This is a genomic window from Nitrospira sp. (genome assembly GCA_030653545.1).
In the GTDB taxonomy this organism is placed as follows: Bacteria; Nitrospirota; Nitrospiria; order Nitrospirales; family Nitrospiraceae; genus Nitrospira_D.
Map to the genome: position 1 here is coordinate 1 of JAURZE010000025.1, position 16024 is coordinate 16024.

At 57.5% G+C, this 16024-nt stretch carries 15 protein-coding genes; 5 read left to right on the forward strand and 10 right to left on the reverse strand.

Annotation, left to right across the window (positions count from 1 at the left end; genetic code table 11):
• Positions 1-137: 137 nt before the first annotated feature.
• Positions 138-872: a response regulator gene (locus Q7U39_11680; protein ID MDO9118610.1), complete on the reverse strand. Its 735-nt coding sequence runs from the start codon at positions 870-872 to the stop codon at positions 138-140.
• Between the two features lie 742 nt (positions 873-1614).
• On the opposite strand from Q7U39_11680, the gene Q7U39_11685 reads away from it, so the two are divergent.
• The 5 genes from Q7U39_11685 (at position 1615) to Q7U39_11705 (ending at position 4344) form a co-directional block, all read left to right on the forward strand.
• Positions 1615-1968, forward strand: a complete 354-nt coding sequence (locus Q7U39_11685; protein MDO9118611.1) for a hypothetical protein — start codon at positions 1615-1617, stop codon at positions 1966-1968.
• Between the two features lie 170 nt (positions 1969-2138).
• The gene (locus Q7U39_11690; protein ID MDO9118612.1) at positions 2139-2684 is read left to right on the forward strand and encodes a hypothetical protein; all 546 of its coding nucleotides are present in this window, start codon (positions 2139-2141) and stop codon (positions 2682-2684) included.
• 68 nt (positions 2685-2752) lie between these two features.
• Complete coding sequence (locus Q7U39_11695) at positions 2753-3304, forward strand: lipocalin family protein (GenBank protein ID MDO9118613.1); 552 nt, start codon at positions 2753-2755, stop codon at positions 3302-3304.
• Positions 3305-3500: 196 nt separating this feature from the next.
• A complete protein-coding gene (locus tag Q7U39_11700) occupies positions 3501-3866 on the forward strand; it encodes a hypothetical protein (protein ID MDO9118614.1) in 366 nt (121 codons plus the stop codon).
• 190 nt (positions 3867-4056) lie between these two features.
• Positions 4057-4344: a hypothetical protein gene (locus Q7U39_11705; GenBank protein ID MDO9118615.1), complete on the forward strand. Its 288-nt coding sequence runs from the start codon at positions 4057-4059 to the stop codon at positions 4342-4344.
• Positions 4345-4554: 210 nt separating this feature from the next.
• Here Q7U39_11705 and Q7U39_11710 read toward each other — a convergent pair whose 3' ends face one another.
• From Q7U39_11710 to Q7U39_11750, 9 genes are all read right to left on the reverse strand, one after another.
• Positions 4555-6660 (reverse strand): amylo-alpha-1,6-glucosidase, encoded by a 2106-nt coding sequence (locus tag Q7U39_11710; GenBank protein MDO9118616.1) that lies wholly within the window; start codon positions 6658-6660, stop codon positions 4555-4557.
• A gap of 32 nt (positions 6661-6692) precedes the next feature.
• On the reverse strand, positions 6693-9371 hold the full coding sequence (locus tag Q7U39_11715; GenBank protein ID MDO9118617.1) for a glucosidase: 2679 nt from the start codon (positions 9369-9371) through the stop codon (positions 6693-6695).
• Between the two features lie 122 nt (positions 9372-9493).
• Entirely contained in the window at positions 9494-9841 is a 348-nt protein-coding gene (locus tag Q7U39_11720; GenBank protein ID MDO9118618.1) for a PilZ domain-containing protein, read from the reverse strand.
• A 91-nt stretch (positions 9842-9932) separates the two neighbouring features.
• Complete coding sequence (locus tag Q7U39_11725; GenBank protein MDO9118619.1) at positions 9933-11492, reverse strand: secretin N-terminal domain-containing protein; 1560 nt, start codon at positions 11490-11492, stop codon at positions 9933-9935.
• 199 nt (positions 11493-11691) lie between these two features.
• Positions 11692-12432, reverse strand: coding sequence for a hypothetical protein (locus Q7U39_11730; protein MDO9118620.1), 741 nt, complete (start codon positions 12430-12432; stop codon positions 11692-11694).
• A gap of 588 nt (positions 12433-13020) precedes the next feature.
• Positions 13021-13281: a hypothetical protein gene (locus Q7U39_11735; GenBank protein ID MDO9118621.1), complete on the reverse strand. Its 261-nt coding sequence runs from the start codon at positions 13279-13281 to the stop codon at positions 13021-13023.
• A gap of 257 nt (positions 13282-13538) precedes the next feature.
• Entirely contained in the window at positions 13539-14507 is a 969-nt protein-coding gene (locus Q7U39_11740) for a diguanylate cyclase (GenBank protein ID MDO9118622.1), read from the reverse strand.
• A complete protein-coding gene (locus Q7U39_11745) occupies positions 14504-15340 on the reverse strand; it encodes an HDOD domain-containing protein (GenBank protein ID MDO9118623.1) in 837 nt (278 codons plus the stop codon). Before Q7U39_11745 ends, Q7U39_11740 begins: the two co-directional genes overlap by 4 nt.
• Positions 15337-15672, reverse strand: a complete 336-nt coding sequence (locus Q7U39_11750) for a hypothetical protein (protein MDO9118624.1) — start codon at positions 15670-15672, stop codon at positions 15337-15339. The genes Q7U39_11745 and Q7U39_11750 overlap by 4 nt, the downstream gene beginning before the upstream one ends.
• Positions 15673-16024: the final 352 nt, after the last annotated feature.

Here is a 16024-nt window from a genome sequence, read left to right on the forward strand (position 1 = left end):
GTGCCGGAGTTGGTTGCGGCGATCGACGAGTTCATTCGGCTCAATAACAAGAACCCCAAGCCGTTCGTGTGGACCAAAACCGTCGACGACATTCTGAAGAAGATCAAGCATTGTAAAGCCATGATTGAGACACCACACTAGAGAGAGTTGTCCTGTTGCAACTTGGCCAGCCTGGAGATGATCTGGGTGAGTCGCTCGGCCACTTTCGGCGGAGGCGCCCCAAAGTCCACCCCAAATTCAGAGCCCTTCACCCATTGCACAGTGGCGCGATCAACGAGCAACGGCTCCGGATCTCCCGGCACAAACATGTGCAGGGTGAGGACCATCCCGACAGAGACCGGTGCATTCCCCGTCATGTGGCTCCCGCTCAGCGATAGGTCATTGATGATTCCTTCACCGGCAATCCCGGTCCCCTGGTACCGGACCGGCACCGATCGCTCGAACCGTTGATGCTTTCGCGTGACCGGCTCGGCCATGCGATCTTTCTTCTCTTTCGCCCCCGCGGGCTGACCGAGCACGCCTCGAATGGTCGCGATTAATGCATCTACCTTCACTGGCTTGTGGAGGAATGCCGCTGCGCCATACTCCCTTGCCTTCTGTTCCGCCACCTCGGGGGCTCGCGCCGTCACTACAATAACCGGAATGGCCGACAGGAGCCGGTTATTCTTCAGACGCTCGAGGACGACAAACCCATCTCCCCCCGGCAGTCCAAGATCCAATAGAATGACGTCAGGCTGGTGTTTTCGGGCCTCGCTCAGGGCCTGAATCCCGTCAGCCGCCCATATCGGTTGATAGCGATGAGTGAGGAGCATCGAGCTGAGTAACGTCCAGCTCTCGAGCGCATCCTCGACGATAAGAATTTTTGCTTCCACGCGAGCTTCCTCCTGTGAGTCGTCTACTCCGTCATAACGGCGCGTGGAGACCACACCTCACGCATTCGTGGCAGTATGATCCGTCGCGGCCTGTTGACTGCTGGATTGAACCGAGACGGACTAGGAAAAGGGAGGCGGTCGAGAAGTCAGCGATACGACGGCAAAGTTATTGGGCGGTGTGAGCGGAACTGAATCGACGGCAGGCCGCTGATGCTTTGCGTGGCCCGAAAGTAGAATGAGATTTGCGACTTGGCCATCATGCAAGAGGAGTGCGGAGGTATCTTCAGAGGAGTTGACCTCCTCCCCATCCAACAAGGTCGGTTGATGCAGCGGCGAGGCGGAGGATTCTTCGCAGATGGCGATATCGAGCAAGTAGGGCACGACACAGAGGACGAGCAGGCACAATCCGAAGGACGTCAGCCTACCGCCTCGAGAAAATGATCGCCATCGCAGCATTGGGGCATTGTAGCAGGCAGTGCCGACATAAGATAAGGTTCATTGGGTCCTAGCCGTAATACTTACTCACGACCGAGTAGGCCGGTCGAAGTTCGACCTTGAGGCGGAGCAGGTAGGGCCGGTCACTCGCCGCCCGCACGATCTGAGAAAATCGAAGAGGGTGTACTGTACAATGATACCTTCTTCGATCAGACCTCGATCAATGACAGGAATCCAGACGAGCTATTACTCCGTAGGGGGTGATAAGATATTTAGATGATTGAATGGTTTAAACAAGGAGGTCGTGATGCAAGTGTTTGAACGTATCGGATTCATGGGACTGAGTATTGCGTTGGTGGGTGCACTCACTGGAATGCCGGTCTTTGCGGCAGATGCCCCAATCGAGGACGGGTCGAAGATCGTGATCTCGTCTCCGAAGGACGGGGACAAGGTCAGCGACAGCTTCGAGCTGAAGTATGAATTGACCAAGGGGTCCGAGGCCGCCCATGCCCACGTGTATTTGGACAATCAATATCAGAAGGGTTTCCCCGGATCGTTCAAGGGGTTGACCAAAGGCAAGCACCAGATCACCGTAACCGGCGCGAACAAGGATCACAAACTTGTCTCGGCTACCCAGACCATCACCGTCGAAGTGCAGTAACACTACAGTCAGCCAACATCACTGCCGCCAGGGCCTCTTTTATAAAAGGCCCTGGTGCGCGCCCATTCCTGATAGCCCTGTTCCTTCTCCCAGTTGACTCTTCTCTCGCCAGAACGTAGCTTTTCCCCGATTCAGCCGCATATAGCTTGTTCATGGGACAGAGAGTGGATATGGATTGGCTTTGGTTGATCGGGTTTCTCGTGCTGTTCGCGGCTTGTGGGGCTGCGTACTATGTGTGGCAGGTGGTCGCGGCGCACACTCGGGACGACTTCCGCGCGCAGCAGCCCATGCTCCGGGTCACCAATATGTCTGCGATGACCGCGGGGAGTATACTCACCCTCATTCCGCAGCTCGAAAATGTCGGGCGCGGGGTCGCGTACGATTGCGTCTTGCATCTCGGCGGGTGGGAGGGCAGCTTTTCGGTGAAGAAAGTCTATCCCCAGGGTCCGCGCTACCAGAAGCACGCGGCTTCGCTCGTGTTGGGGCCGGATACTCCGCTACGGGTGAAACCGCAGAGCCATGGCTATCTTCGATTGAGTTATCGGGATCGGTGGGGACTCAAGTATGATTGTTGGTACCCGGTCACTCAATCTCCCAACACGACACCGCCGCTCTACAATGTGCAGATCGATTTGGAGCATCCGGACGTCAACGAGCCGACTCCCTCGTTCTGGGAGATGCGGACACTCCTGCGAAATAGTACGCCTCCGGAGTGAGACTGTTCTCGGCGATGGTCCAGGAGTTGTGGGGGGCTCTCACTGAGAAGTTTAAACAGGAGCCAGCTGTGAAATCTTTCGCACTCGCGGGCATGACTGCCATCTACATGGTGTTGTCGGCCTGCGCCGGCATGCAGTCTATAGCGCCGCTTCCGACGGCGTCGTCCGTGGATCTCGCCCGCTATGCAGGAACATGGTACGAGATTGCGCGGCTGCCGATGTGGTTTCAACGGCATTGCGTCGATTCCAAAGCGATCTACACGAGTCGCTCTGACGGCGCGGTCGGGGTTCATAACGAATGTGTGACTGAGAGCGGCGGGCTCGACCAGATCGACGGTGTGGCGACGGTGGTCGATCCGAAGACCAACGCGCGGTTGACGGTGGTCTTTGACAACTTCTTTGCGCGATTGTTCGGCTCATCCCGCGAAGGAAACTATTGGATTATCGATCTCGATCCCGACTATCGCACCTCCGTGGTGGGCACGCCGGATCGGCGTTTTCTCTGGATTCTCTCGCGTACGCCTCACATAGATGATGCGACGTACCAACGGTTGGTCGAACGGGCCAGGCAGCTTGGCTTTCCCGTATCGGACCTGATTCTCGCCAAGCGCCCATTGTGAGCCGGTTTGTGCCTGCTTGACTCCGTCTTTTCGGGGAGCGATGCTGAAAGTGTCCCGGAGGTGTCGTATGAGACCGGGGTAGCCTTCTCACCGCTGTTCACGTATCCCTTCTTCTTGTCCGCTTCCATGCGCCCTGCTGGTTCCATACCCGCGAGGGCGTTTTTGTATCTCCCACCACTATCAAGGAGGTTGCACCATGAAGACCTCACGAATTGTTGTGGCCGCATCCGCGGTCCTGCTGTTGGCCATCTCGCCGGCTTTCGCCAATCCCGATATGCTGCCGAAGCATCCCGGCTATCCGATGGGTAACGCGATGGATCCAGTCAAAGGACAGTCTCTCGCGAACGACCCCGGTCAGACCAATGCGACGGGGGCAGCGTCGCTGGCGAACGCTGCGGTGTTCGATGACAGCCACTCCAAGCAGAGCTTATCGATCAATCACGATAATCAGCGGATTTTGGAGAAGCCCGGCGCCGGGGTGCTGCCCAGAGTACAGGGGCCCAACATCACGATTGAACCGCCGGTGAAAGAGGCGACGAAAGTGACCGCCACGCCGCAATAGGTGCGTGACGTCGCGTGGCCGGACTGTGGATGGCGCGCTATCTCGGTCCGGCCACGGCTATGCGGACTCCGTTGATCGAACGGGCCCCGGTGGCGTTCTTCTGAAAAAACCGGCTTGTTCTTCCCTCGTCGTCGCAGTAGGATGGCGCGGCTATTTCGTCGTGTTCTATTTATGTTGAGGAGGTATTGTTATGTCAGATCGTTCACTGGGCCTGCGCGGCGTGATCACATTGGTTGGACTGCTCCTTGGCGGCTGTGCGAGCGACGGCGCAATGGGAACATCGGGAACATCCGGGAGCGGGTCGTCTTCCGGTAGCGGTGCGACGTTCGGCACAACGAAGAACATCGACCGTATCGCCACCGGTTCGGTGGAAGACAACTTGGATGCCTGTATGGCACGCATTCCCAAAGATGCATCCGCCGGTCAGCGGATGTTGGCGGAGGAAAGCTGCCGCCGCGATCAAGCCAATCGCCGCTAGAACTTTGTGTTGTCGTAAGGCGGCGCGGGCAGGCGCGTCGCCTTACGGCAGGTCCCCGCCAGTCGTTCACCCTTCTCTCGCATTCTGAGTATGACCGTAGGGTCGGAAAGCTGCCGCTGTAGGCAGCCGCCCAAAGACGGGCTGTCGCACGTGCCTACACGAAACTGTGGATTCGATGAAAGATACGCACAGCAATAGTTGGCATTGAGCTTATGTAGCCTGACGGGTTGATCGGGCTTTCGTGCGCGGTTTCTTCGGCGCCTTGGTCGAACGGTTTGTCTTCGGGGCGACGGGTGGGGGCGAAACGTGTCGTTGCCGGATGGTGTTCGGTTTCATTGGGGTTTGAAGAATTCTCACAGAGGTTCCAAGATCTTCGATCAGCGCGCGCAAAGGCTCCGCAACCGACCAGGCCTGGGCAAAACATCCGCGTGGCTGATGCGGAGTCTCGGCATCAAAAATCTCGGAGACTTGTCCGAGACAGCCCTCGCCGAGATGAGCTTCGAGGCCATTCAAAAATCCTCTCGCTGCTGATCGTGATTTAGCATTCCGCCCGAAACTCTTGATCCAGGCCGTCACCAGCGGCCCGAGGAGAAACGGCCAGACCGTGCCTTGATGATAGGCGCTGTCTCGTTCCAGCACGCCTCCTTCATAACGGGGACGATAGCGCGGATCGTCCGGTGACAAGGTGCGAAGTCCGACCGGAGTGAGGAGTTGTTTCTTCACGAGCCGGAGAACGTGTTGCGCACGATCGCGCGGGACCAGGTCCTTGCCCAGGGAGATGGCGTAGAGTTGATTGGGCCTGAGGGAGGTGTCGTTGCCTTCCGGTCCGTCGATGACGTCATACAGGTAGCCGCCTTGTTCGTACCAGAAGCGCTGCTGAAATGTGGCTATGGCTCGTTGCCGGTCAGCCCGGCATTGATCGGCGTACGATGCCTCGCCGAACAGGCGGGCGAGGGTTTCTCCGACACGCAAGGCATGCACCCACAAGGCTTGAATCTCTACCGGTTTGCCATGCCGCGGCGTGACGACCCAGTCACCGATCTTGGCATCCATCCAGGTCAACTGGGTACCGGGAGCTCCCCCGGTGATCAAGCCGTCTTCGTCCATTCGAATCCCGTAACGTGTGCCGCGCCGATAGCCATCGAGAATCTGTTTAATGGCAGGCCAGGCCGTGTCGCGAACACGGGCGTCGTCCCGGGACGTAGCGAAGTAGCGATCAATGGCATGGATGAACCACAGTGAGGCGTCGATCGTATTGTACTCCGGCTGTTCGCCGGCGTCGGGAAAGCGATTCGGGATCATGCCTTCTGAGATATGGGCGGCGAACGCGGCGATGATCTGCCAGGCGACCTCCAATCGACCGGTCGCGAGGCAGAGTCCCGGCAACGAGATAAAGGTATCCCGCCCCCAGTCGGTGAACCAGGGATAGCCGGCGATCACCGTCTGCCGATCGCCTCGTTCGGACAGATAGGCGTCCGTGGCACGCCAGAGTGTGCCAGCCAGAAGATCGGCGGTCGGGGCAGCTTGCGTGAGCCGGGTCCGACGCGCCCGCTCACGCTTGGTGAGGGCAGGGACATCGAGCCCGTCGAAGGCTTCGCTGGTGAAGGTCAAGGTCTCGGTAGATCCCGGTGTGAGGTTGAACGTGAACTCTCCCGGCGACCACCAATCTTCTGCATGGTCGAGTCCGCGTTGTTGCTCGACGGAGAACTCAACCTGGCGATACCATTCTGGGGCATGGCGATACTCGCCGGAATGAAGCGCTCGTATAGGAGGGAGATCGGTATAGGGCTGCCAGGTGACGATCCCTGCTTCGAGCGAAGATTCCGTCAAAAGCCTTCCATTCTCGTGATGCGTCGCGTGGTAGTCGCGCCCGCTGAGCTTCGGCCTTACGCGGAGAATCGCTCGCTGCTTTTTCTTGCCAAGCAATCTCCAGCGAACGATGACGAGATCACGTCCATGGACCGTGAAGATCTCACGTTGGACTGTTGTGCTGCGGCACTCGAATGTCCAGGTTGGCCAGGGATCGGCAGTAAACCCTGTACAGAACTGATAGCCGGACGGATGGACAGCATCAGGATAGCAATTGGTGGAGAGCGGGAAGGATTGTCCGTCGAGATCGAGCCATTCTTCTATCTGATTCACCAGCACGAACCGTTCGCTCGGCGGCTTGCGCGCAGTCAATAAGAGCGCATGATATCGGCGAGTGTTGGCTCCCGCGACGGTGCCGGAGGAGAATCCTCCACGCCCATTCGTTTCGAGCCATTCGAGGCTGAGTGCGCGGTCCAGGTTCTGGCAATCTTGGGCGTTGATGTTCACAGCTGGCTCCTTGTTGTCAGCGCTCAGCTTCTTCATTCTCCCGACTGCTGGATCAATTTCGCGACCAATCCCGTCCATCCCGTCTGGTGGCTTGCGCCGATGCCGGCGCCGTTGTCGCCATGAAAATATTCATAGAAGGGCACGTGATTCTTCCAGTGCGGGTCGTCGTTGAATCGCGATGTTCCGCCGAACACCGGCCTTTTCCCGGAGGCATCTTCCAAGAAAATGTGGGTGAGCCGTCGGGACACTTCTGCCGCCACTTGCCAGAGTGTGGCCTGATGGCCGGAACCGGTCGGGTACTCCACCTTGTACTGATCGCCGAGGAAATAATGAAACTTCTGCAGCGATTCAATCAGGAGATAATTGACCGGGAACCAGATCGGTCCGCGCCAGTTGGAGTTACCGCCGAACAGTCCGGTGCTTGACTCAGCCGGCTCGTAGTCCACTCGGTGCTCATGACCCATCACGTGAAGAATATAGGGGTGGGCCTTGTGATAGCGCGAGAGCGCACGGATACCGTAGGGCGAGAGAAACTCCTCTTCGTTGAGCATGTAGCCGAGCACGGAACGTAATCGATCGCGGTTGACGAGCGAGAGAAAACGCCGGACGCCACCGTCATATGATTGAGTTTCGAGATGCTGCGCAAAGTCCGGCCGGTTTTCGATAAACCACTGCATGCGATGCTTGAAGCGCGGGAGGCTGTCGATCAATTCCGAGTCGAGCGTCTCGACTGCGAAGAGCGGAATCAGCCCGACCATGGAACGGACCTTCATGTGTCTCGTCTCACCGTTCGGCAGATGCAGCACGTCGTAAAAGAATCCGTCTTCACGATCCCAGAGTTCGATCTTTTCCCCGCCGATGTTGTTCATGGCCCGGCAGATATAGACAAAGTGTTCGAAGAATTTGCTGGCCACGTCTTCGTAGGCGCGGTTGTCCCGGGCGAGCTCCAAGGCCATGGTCAGCATGTTTAAGCAATACATGCCCATCCAGCTGGTGGCATCCGATTGCTCGATATGGCCGCCGGTCGGCAGCGGGGCGCTGCGATCGAATACGCCGATATTGTCGAGCCCCAGGAACCCGCCTTGGAAGATGTTCTTCCCGTCGGCATCTTTGCGATTGACCCACCAGGTGAAGTTCAGCAGCAGCTTGTGAAAGCAGCGCTCCAAGAAACGCCGGTCGCCGGCGCCGTGGCGTTTCTTGTCGATCTTGTAGACCCGCCAGGCAGCCCAGGCATGAACGGGTGGATTCACGTCGCCCAGGGCCCACTCGTAGGCCGGAATCTGTCCGTTGGGATGCATGTACCATTCACGCAACATCAGCACGAGTTGTTCTTTGGCAAAGGTCGGGTCGACGAGCGCGAGCGGGATGCAATGGAAGGCCAGATCCCACGCGGCATACCAGGGATACTCCCACTTGTCCGGCATCGAGATCACGTCGGCGTTGTAGAGATGTGTCCAGTCGGCGTTGCGGCCCCCGAGACGCGCGCGGGGAGGTTCTGGCATACCGGGGTCGCCTTTGAGCCAGCGATTGACCTCATAATGATAGAACTGTTTACTCCAGAGCAGACCGGCGAACGCCTGGCGCTGCACCTGGCGAGCATCCTCTGAGAGCGTGGCCGGCGCGAGGCTGTCGTAGAACTCATTGGCTTCTCGAAGGCGTGCGGTAAACACCGCATCGAATTCTTGCGCGGAGAATTCCGGAATCCGTTCTTCATTCGTGAATCGCAAGCGGATCGTTTTGGTCGTGCCGGGTTCCAGCCTACACGCATAGCGGGCGGCGGCCTTCGTGCCGACCTGATCCGGATTGACGGCATCTTTCTCTCCCGCCACCACATAGTCATGGAAGCCGTCTTTCACGTACTTGGCGCCATCTTGGTCGCCATAGAGACGCCGGGTATTCGTTTCGTTCTCCGTGAAAAGTAGCGTCGGCTGCCCCTCGCAGAGCAATCGTCGTTGGCCGTAGTGGTCGTGATTCGTCTCGATCACGCTCATGCGGTTGGCTGGCTCCCCCTGTCTCAGTCTCGGGCGCCGGATGTCCGATCCCCAAGACCAGGTGTTGCGAAACCATATTGTCGGCAGCACGGTGAGCTCTGCCGCTTCAGGGCCTCGATTGACGATCTGGATCCTGATGCAGAGATCTTCCGAGGTCGCCTTGGCATATTCCACGAATACGTCGAAGTAGCGATTGTCGTCAAAGACCCCGCTGTCGACCAGCTCAAATTCGGGGTCCTGGCGTTTTCTCAGGCGATTCTCTTCCACGAGCCGGGCATAGGGAAAAGCTGCCTGCGGATACTTGTAGAGGTATTTCATGTAGGAATGCGTCGGCGTGGAATCGAGATAGAAGTAGTACTCTTTGACGTCTTCACCGTGGTTGCCTTCATTGCCGGTGAGGCCGAAGAGGCGCTCCTTCAAAATGGGATCGTGTCCGTTCCAGAGGGCGACGGCGAAACAGATCATCTGGTGGCGATCGCAGATGCCGGCGAGCCCGTCCTCATTCCAGCGGTAGGCCCGTGATCTGGCCTGATCGTGCGGGAAGGCTTCCCACGCAGTGCCGTGCGGACTGTAGTCTTCGCGTACGGTGCCCCAGGCTCGTTCACTCAAATACGGGCCCCAGCGTTTCCAATGGCGTTGACGCTGGGCGTCTTCATCAAGGCGTTGCTGCTCAGCGAGGAGCGGGGGGGGGACGGGAGGAGGCTGACGAGGAGAGGCCATACGACTCCTTCGGTAGAAACGGTATGGAACTAGAGTCAGCCGGATCGGAAAAGTCTTACAGCAGCCTAGTCCTGGATGCCACTGGCCGTCAATCGAAGCCGGTACATGAATGCGATGATGGCTCAGGCGAGCGCGGGACGGCCAAGGGAGCGGAGGAAGCGGGTCCAGATGACCTGGTCGAGTTGCTGATGGGCGCGTATGGGAAGGCGGATAAATTCAACGCCGAACACATAGCCCCTCACCCAGCGAATCTTAGCGAGATCAATCGCCAGAGAGGGTGACTGATCAGGCATCAAGACATTGAGCCGCACATAGCTGCCGGAGAGGACGGTGCGATCGCACGAGATCGCGCAACCGGAGGCGGACAGGTCCGTCAACATGCCTTCGCCTACAAAAGGAGCCCCGCCAAATACGACGGGGTAGGTGACGGGAAAGCGATCGGTGGAGCGGGTCTGGAGAACGTGAGCCATGTGCTGCCCTGTGTGATCCACGACAGGGTAGCTGGTTGATGCATTGGAATACTACCCCTCAGAGGAGGGGCCAGGGAGCGCGCGCTGCCGGTTAGGGGGTCTTGTGAGCAGGCTCGACAGGGTTGGGCGCAGGTTGCTCGAGACGCTCGATGACGTCTTGCTTTAAACGCGTGGGTTCTTCGATCCGGTTATCGCGTTGAATGATCGTGAGTTCTTTCGCTTTCCGTTGGCTCAACTCGGCGATATCGCTTTCGTCGCGGATCAGGTGCGGGGTAAGGAAGACAAGGAGATTGAGTTTCTCGGTTTGCTTACTCTGAAACCGGAAGAGCCAACCTAGCCACGGAATGTCTCCGAAGAACGGCACCTTGCGTTCACTGAGGGTGATGTTGTCTCGAACGAGTCCTCCCACCACGATGGTTTGGTTGTCTCTCGCGATGGTGGTGGTTTCCATCGAGCGCTTGGTGGTGGTAGGGCCGACCGGGATGGATGCCGTGCCTGACCCGATCGTCTGGGCCACGTTCTCGGCGATGGCGGTGATTTCCTGCTTGAGCTCCAGGCGGATCAGATCATCTTCCAGCACTTGCGGGGTCAATTCCAGTGTGACGCCGACGTCTTTCCGCTCGATGGTCACCAACGTACCCCCGGTGATGCCCTGAGCCTGTCCGGTCGGGAAAGGACGATTTTCACCGACGACGATTTTGGCCTTCTGGTTATCGGCGGCTAAGACCTGAGGCGTCGAAAGAATGTTTGTGTCGGTGAGGCTCATCAGGAGATTCAGAAACGCCCGGATGTTGACGGTGTTGAGAACGGTAACGGAGCCACCTGAGGCCACGCCGCTGATGGTTTGGGCGATGGCCGCCAGGTCTTCGGGGGCGCGATTGAGCCCTGCGATCCCTTGCACAGCACCTGATTTGCCGGCGCCGAGGACCTGCAAGGGATCGGTCCCGATCTGCCGGAGACGATCGACCTGCACTTCCAGGATTACGGCCTCAACAAAGACCTGTTTCCTGCGGGTGTCCAAATCGCGAATGACCGATTGGATCCGGCTATAGGCCGATTTTGTGGCACTGACTACGATGGAATTGGTGGCTTTGTCGGCGAATACTTGCACGGGAGCTTCGAATTCTGTCAGGGGACGCAGGGGTGGCCTGGCACCGGGGGCTGTTTGCGCGACCGTTTGGGAGCGAGCGACGAGGTTGGTCAGGACCGCCGCCAGGTCGGTCGCATTCGCATGTTTGAGTTTGTACACATACACACCCCGTTCAGGAGGGAGTTCTCCCATCGGCACAATCTGATAGACGCTGCCTTTGGGAACGACGGCAATCCGGCTGACTTCCAGTGCGGCCACAAACATGCTGTAGGCCTGGTCCGGCGTGACTTTGGTGGGCGAGAACACGGAGATCTTTCCGCCCAGCTTCTTGATCGCCTCATCGAGGACGAAATTCTTGCCGGTCAATTCACTGATGAAGCGAACAAATACAGGAATCTCGACTTCGTTGAAGTCGAGGGTGATTTTATTGGAAGCAGACGCGGCGGTTTCCGCATGGCTTACCGGGGGAAGCGGCCAAGCAGAGAGGACCACTGCCACCACAAGCCAAGCATATTTTGAGGGAATGCGCCGGCGCGCATTCGGCAATCGGTCGGTCAGCACGCAGCCTCAATAAGATAGTGAGTCGATGGAATGGAGGATCCCTTTGACATGCAAGCTATCACACGAAGGCGGGTGAGACAACCGGAGCGGGTGTTTTGAGAGTCGAGCCCCTCGGTAAAATTGAGGGTTGCATGGTGCAATGATCTCCGGCCCTGCGAGGGAATCTCTTGTGCGGCTCGTGATGTGAGGAGCGTAAACCTCAGTGAGGCCCGCTTTCTCCGTCGGTGAAGGTGGCCGGCACCATAGGGGCTTTCATTCCATTGCGAAACTCATCCGGCTGATGTTCAGGGTTCATCCTTGTGGGTGAGGGGCAAAGTTTCCCGCGTGCCGCGCTCATGGCCAACGATTTCCCGAAATTTTCAGCCACGGCATGTTTGAGCAAGAGCCAGAGATCATCATCGAGGTCGTTGTATCCTTCGATGAGTGTAAGGAGTTCAGCTAAGGGATGGCGGCCTTGAGCCAGTGTGGTGACATCGGGGTGGAGTTCAGGGCCGGCGTGGTCGTGAATAGCTTCACGCAAGGCGCGTGATTTTGCTTGGCATTCGCTGAGGGGCGCGAAGTCCGGTTGGTCGCGATGCACGAGTGACAGCAGTCGATCGAGTACGGTCAACGCTCGCATGCGCGCTTTCTCCTGTTGCGCGCGTTTGCGTTGGGCTTCTGCGGCCACTTGCAGCAGGGCCTCAAGTTCCTTCATCGACCCGATTTCTTCTGCGGCGGCGTTCGAGGTTTCCGACATCATTCCGACGAGTTCGATTGCCCGGGCCCTGAGGTCGGTGAAGTTCCGGCGAGAGGCGGTGATCTCTTCGATTAAACTCTCGGACGGGAGCACGCCGGTGGTCCTGACTTGCTCGGCCACTTCCGAGAGCCGTTGCCCCAGTTGCTCAAAGTTTTTTGTGACGAGAGAAAAATCCTGCAGGAGATCGGTGTGTGATGTGTCCATGGACATCCTCCCTCGGGTAAATGGTCAATCAGGTAAGACGCTGCGCTGTTCGGCATTCCTCATGTCGGAGTCCACGCGTACCAGCGCGGACTGACGGGATTACCTGATCATAGTCGTGCCGAAGAGCCAAGAATTGCGAACCAAGTGTCCGAATAAGAACAACGGAGGGATCAAATGGGAGATTGAGCCAATCGGCTGAGTGACTCAATCTGTTGGAGCGATCAGACATGCATGTGTGCCATGTGAAGGTGAAGTGCACACGACTATCCATGATGAAGCCGAGCCATCATTGTCTATATGCGCCGGTCAGTCAATACATCTCTTTGATTATTATGGCTCTATCGTACATTCCCAAACGACCCTAGATATGAAATGCATCGAGTTTGGAGCGGATATGAGTTCGTTCCCGTTTCAGGAGAGAGCGTCTACCGCGATTAGTAGGGGAGGTGAATGAGTGAGAGGGGTCATTCGGGCAATCAGGGTAAACCTCCACGAACGAGTGGCACGAAACCTGCGATCTCGTGCTCGCAAGAAAACTCATGACCAGATGGTGTCCGTCGATGGAATGCGCTCATGGAATGCCTGGAATCACCCGATAGATAGAGGAACGTGGGAAATACGAAGGCATAAATCATGGACTCTCAGCGGCTTCAAACAAAAGTTCAGGCGTTTGCCCATCGGCTTCTTGAGGAAGCCAATGGCGACCCTGTTCGAGCGCTCGGACTTTTGGTCCTGGTGCTGGAAGATTCTGAGCTTGAGTCGGCAGATCATGCCCATCGGCTGGTTGCGGAAGTTCGTAAGGTTCTCCTTCCTCAAGACTTTTCCGAAGTCGGTCAGCCGGTTCAGCACCTTGCCGGACCTCCATCCTGGGAAGGCGTTCAGCACTGTCTGCGTTGCGGAAAAGTATTGTGTAAGAGCACAACGGATCAAGAAGGCGGGACGACCTATCCGTCCGGATACGTTTATGAGGTAGGTCCGAGATTTACCATAGAGGATTGTGACGATTTCGAGCCCTGCCAGTAAGGCGTAGAGTTACCCGCCCCTCACCATTGCCACGACCCTGCCGATATTGTAGGACGGTCGGATGCCGTCCTGCCAGACTTGGGTTAGGCCGCCTCATCCTTCGCGTTGGGTTCGGCTCCACGCTGGTCCTTTACAAACACGCTTCCCTTGTGGGCTTTTGCGAGTTTTTTCAGCTCGGAGGCAATCTTGCTGACATCGCCGGGGTGATCGATCGCGCGGTGGCTGTTTGTCACGACCGCAATCGATAAGCTCATCATGGGAAATTGTTCGTGATTCCCTTTCCGGTCGACGGAATCGATGTAGCCTTGCAGCCGGTCGTCGCGATCGTAAAAATCAGGAATCACCAGGTCAAACCGTTTAATCACGGTTTCACAAATCGCGTCGATATGATCGGGGTGGCTCATAAAGACAAAGTCATCACCGCCCACATGGCCGACGAACCCTTCTACTCCGGCAAGCTCACCGACGACCGTCGTGAGAATGCGACAGGCCACTACCAGCACCTCATCACCACGGCCGTATCCATACCGGTCATTGAACGACTTGAAATTGTCGACATCAAGGTACGCCAATGCGAAGGGATTCCCGCTCTCAATGCGGGCGGTCGTTTCGAACAGGATGCTGGTGTTGCCGGGAAGCCGGGTGAGCGGATTGGCGTCCAGTGACCGGGTCAGCCGGCTCAAGCAGAGGCGCACCCGATGGACGATTTCGTCCGGGCGATAGGGGAGGCAGACATAGTCATCGACGTCGACGCTGCCCCAGTCGACATCATTGAGGCGGATGTCGCGAATCAGCACGATCAACGGCAGTCGTCCGAGAAAGGGATCGTTCTTCAGATGCCTGGTGAGAGATTCTACCGACCGGCCGCTCGTCCCCTCAGCTGCCAGGATGACATGGGGGGGATTGTGTACAAGCTCGTGCAACGCGATGGTAGTCAGATCTCCGCCAACCACCTGAAAGCCGGCTTTCGTGAGGAGGCCGGAAAGGATGGCAATTTCGCCAGGATCGTTGTGAAGAATCAGGACACGCTGGGCGGCAGTAGACTTCGTCATAGATAGTCGTCGATCGCAAGGAATTCTTCTGAGGCTCTGGAGACGCACCCTGCCAGCGATTCCGTATCGAGCCCAACCAAATCCCATGCCTGCCTGGAGAGGGGCGGAACCCATTCGTCGCCGGGGTTTCCGCAGGCCATGCCTTTGACAAGCACATCCGCGACGTGCACGACGGCTGTTTGCAGCTGGGCATCCTGTGCCGCTCCCGGTTGGTGGTGGAAGAGAATCGGTTCTCGGAGCGTGGCCGGCAGGTGCCATGCGTTGGCCAGCCAGCCGCCGACATCGGCGTGAGACACCTCGTACAGATCCTGTTCGACGTGCATCATCGGGCGATCGCCGGATGGATTGGCGGCCCTAATCTTTTTCCCCACATCCGGCCATTTCACATACAGAATGACTTTGCCGATGTCATGAAGCAATCCCGCGACAAAGACTTCTTCGACATTTTTCATCTCCAACCGTTTACCCAGGAGTTGCGCGGTAATCGCGACACCCAATGAATGCCGCCAGAGCTGACCAAGTCCGGCATCTTTCATGATGTCATGCGCAGTCGCACAGAGGGTCAACCCTTTGACAACGTTCAGCCCCAACACGACGACGGCGTGGGGAACCGACGCGATGCGAGAGGGGAATCCGTAAAAGGGTGAATTGGCCAGTCGCAATACCTTTGCCGCGAGGACCTGATCTTTCTCGATCAAGGAGCCGATCTCTTCTGCGGACACGTTCGGCCGTCCGATCATGGAGGCGAGCTTTTGCACCACGTGCGGCAAAGTCGGCAAGTCACCAAGTTGCTCAATGCGGTTTCGAAAGTCGGTCGCCGCTGATGGACTCATGACGCAGAGGCCCCTTTCTCGAGATCGGCGGTTCCATGGGTACTGTGAAGATGTTCTCGCAGAGCTGTGAGAATGGTCTGTTGAAGCGGGTCCTGGCATACGTGTCGAAATCGATGCTCCAACTCGACTTCCAACTCAGCTAGCGTTTTGCCTCCGGCCGATCCAGCCTCGCCCTCAACAAAGACGGACGGAAGGTCCAGCTTCTTAAACCGTGCGATCATCACGTCATCCAGGACCGCCCCTTCAGCAACCACAGGTAATCCGGCTGAGTTGGTGACCGGCTTCGCGAGGACCATTCCCGGCAACAGTTCGGTCAATATCACTCGTTTCATCAGAAGATTCTCCGCGTCCCTGCATCGTCAAAACACTCCTGTCCTTCCAGGGCAAGGAAGCAAGAGAGAGGAGTGAGACACATCCACTCCGTGCCTCTCTTATCGGAGCTTTTGCTCCATTTCTGAAGGTTTGCGCTGCTTCTGTTCTATTGACACTTGGGTGGAGACGACGTGAGGACGACACTCAGCGCATGATTTGATGATGGATCAGGTGTGGGGTAGTCACAGTGACCGGTCTTAGCAGAATTCCGCAGTTCCGTTCAAAAATGGTAAGTCGATCGAGAGCCGTCGATGGAGAGGTTTGGCAAGTTGTCAGTAATTCAACGGGTTGCACATAGGGCCTTAGGGCGTA

Coding starts and splice junctions, on each gene's coding strand:
- Q7U39_11685 (MDO9118611.1), top strand. CDS start 1,615: ATGCAAGTGTTTGAACGTATCGGATTCATGGGACTGAGTATTGCGTTG.
- Q7U39_11690 (MDO9118612.1), top strand. CDS start 2,139: ATGGATTGGCTTTGGTTGATCGGGTTTCTCGTGCTGTTCGCGGCTTGT.
- Q7U39_11700 (MDO9118614.1), top strand. CDS start 3,501: ATGAAGACCTCACGAATTGTTGTGGCCGCATCCGCGGTCCTGCTGTTG.
- Q7U39_11705 (MDO9118615.1), top strand. CDS start 4,057: ATGTCAGATCGTTCACTGGGCCTGCGCGGCGTGATCACATTGGTTGGA.
- Q7U39_11715 (MDO9118617.1), bottom strand. CDS start 9,371: ATGGCCTCTCCTCGTCAGCCTCCTCCCGTCCCCCCCCCGCTCCTCGCT.
- Q7U39_11720 (MDO9118618.1), bottom strand. CDS start 9,841: ATGGCTCACGTTCTCCAGACCCGCTCCACCGATCGCTTTCCCGTCACC.
- Q7U39_11730 (MDO9118620.1), bottom strand. CDS start 12,432: ATGGACACATCACACACCGATCTCCTGCAGGATTTTTCTCTCGTCACA.
- Q7U39_11740 (MDO9118622.1), bottom strand. CDS start 14,507: ATGACGAAGTCTACTGCCGCCCAGCGTGTCCTGATTCTTCACAACGAT.
- Q7U39_11745 (MDO9118623.1), bottom strand. CDS start 15,340: ATGAGTCCATCAGCGGCGACCGACTTTCGAAACCGCATTGAGCAACTT.
- Q7U39_11750 (MDO9118624.1), bottom strand. CDS start 15,672: ATGAAACGAGTGATATTGACCGAACTGTTGCCGGGAATGGTCCTCGCG.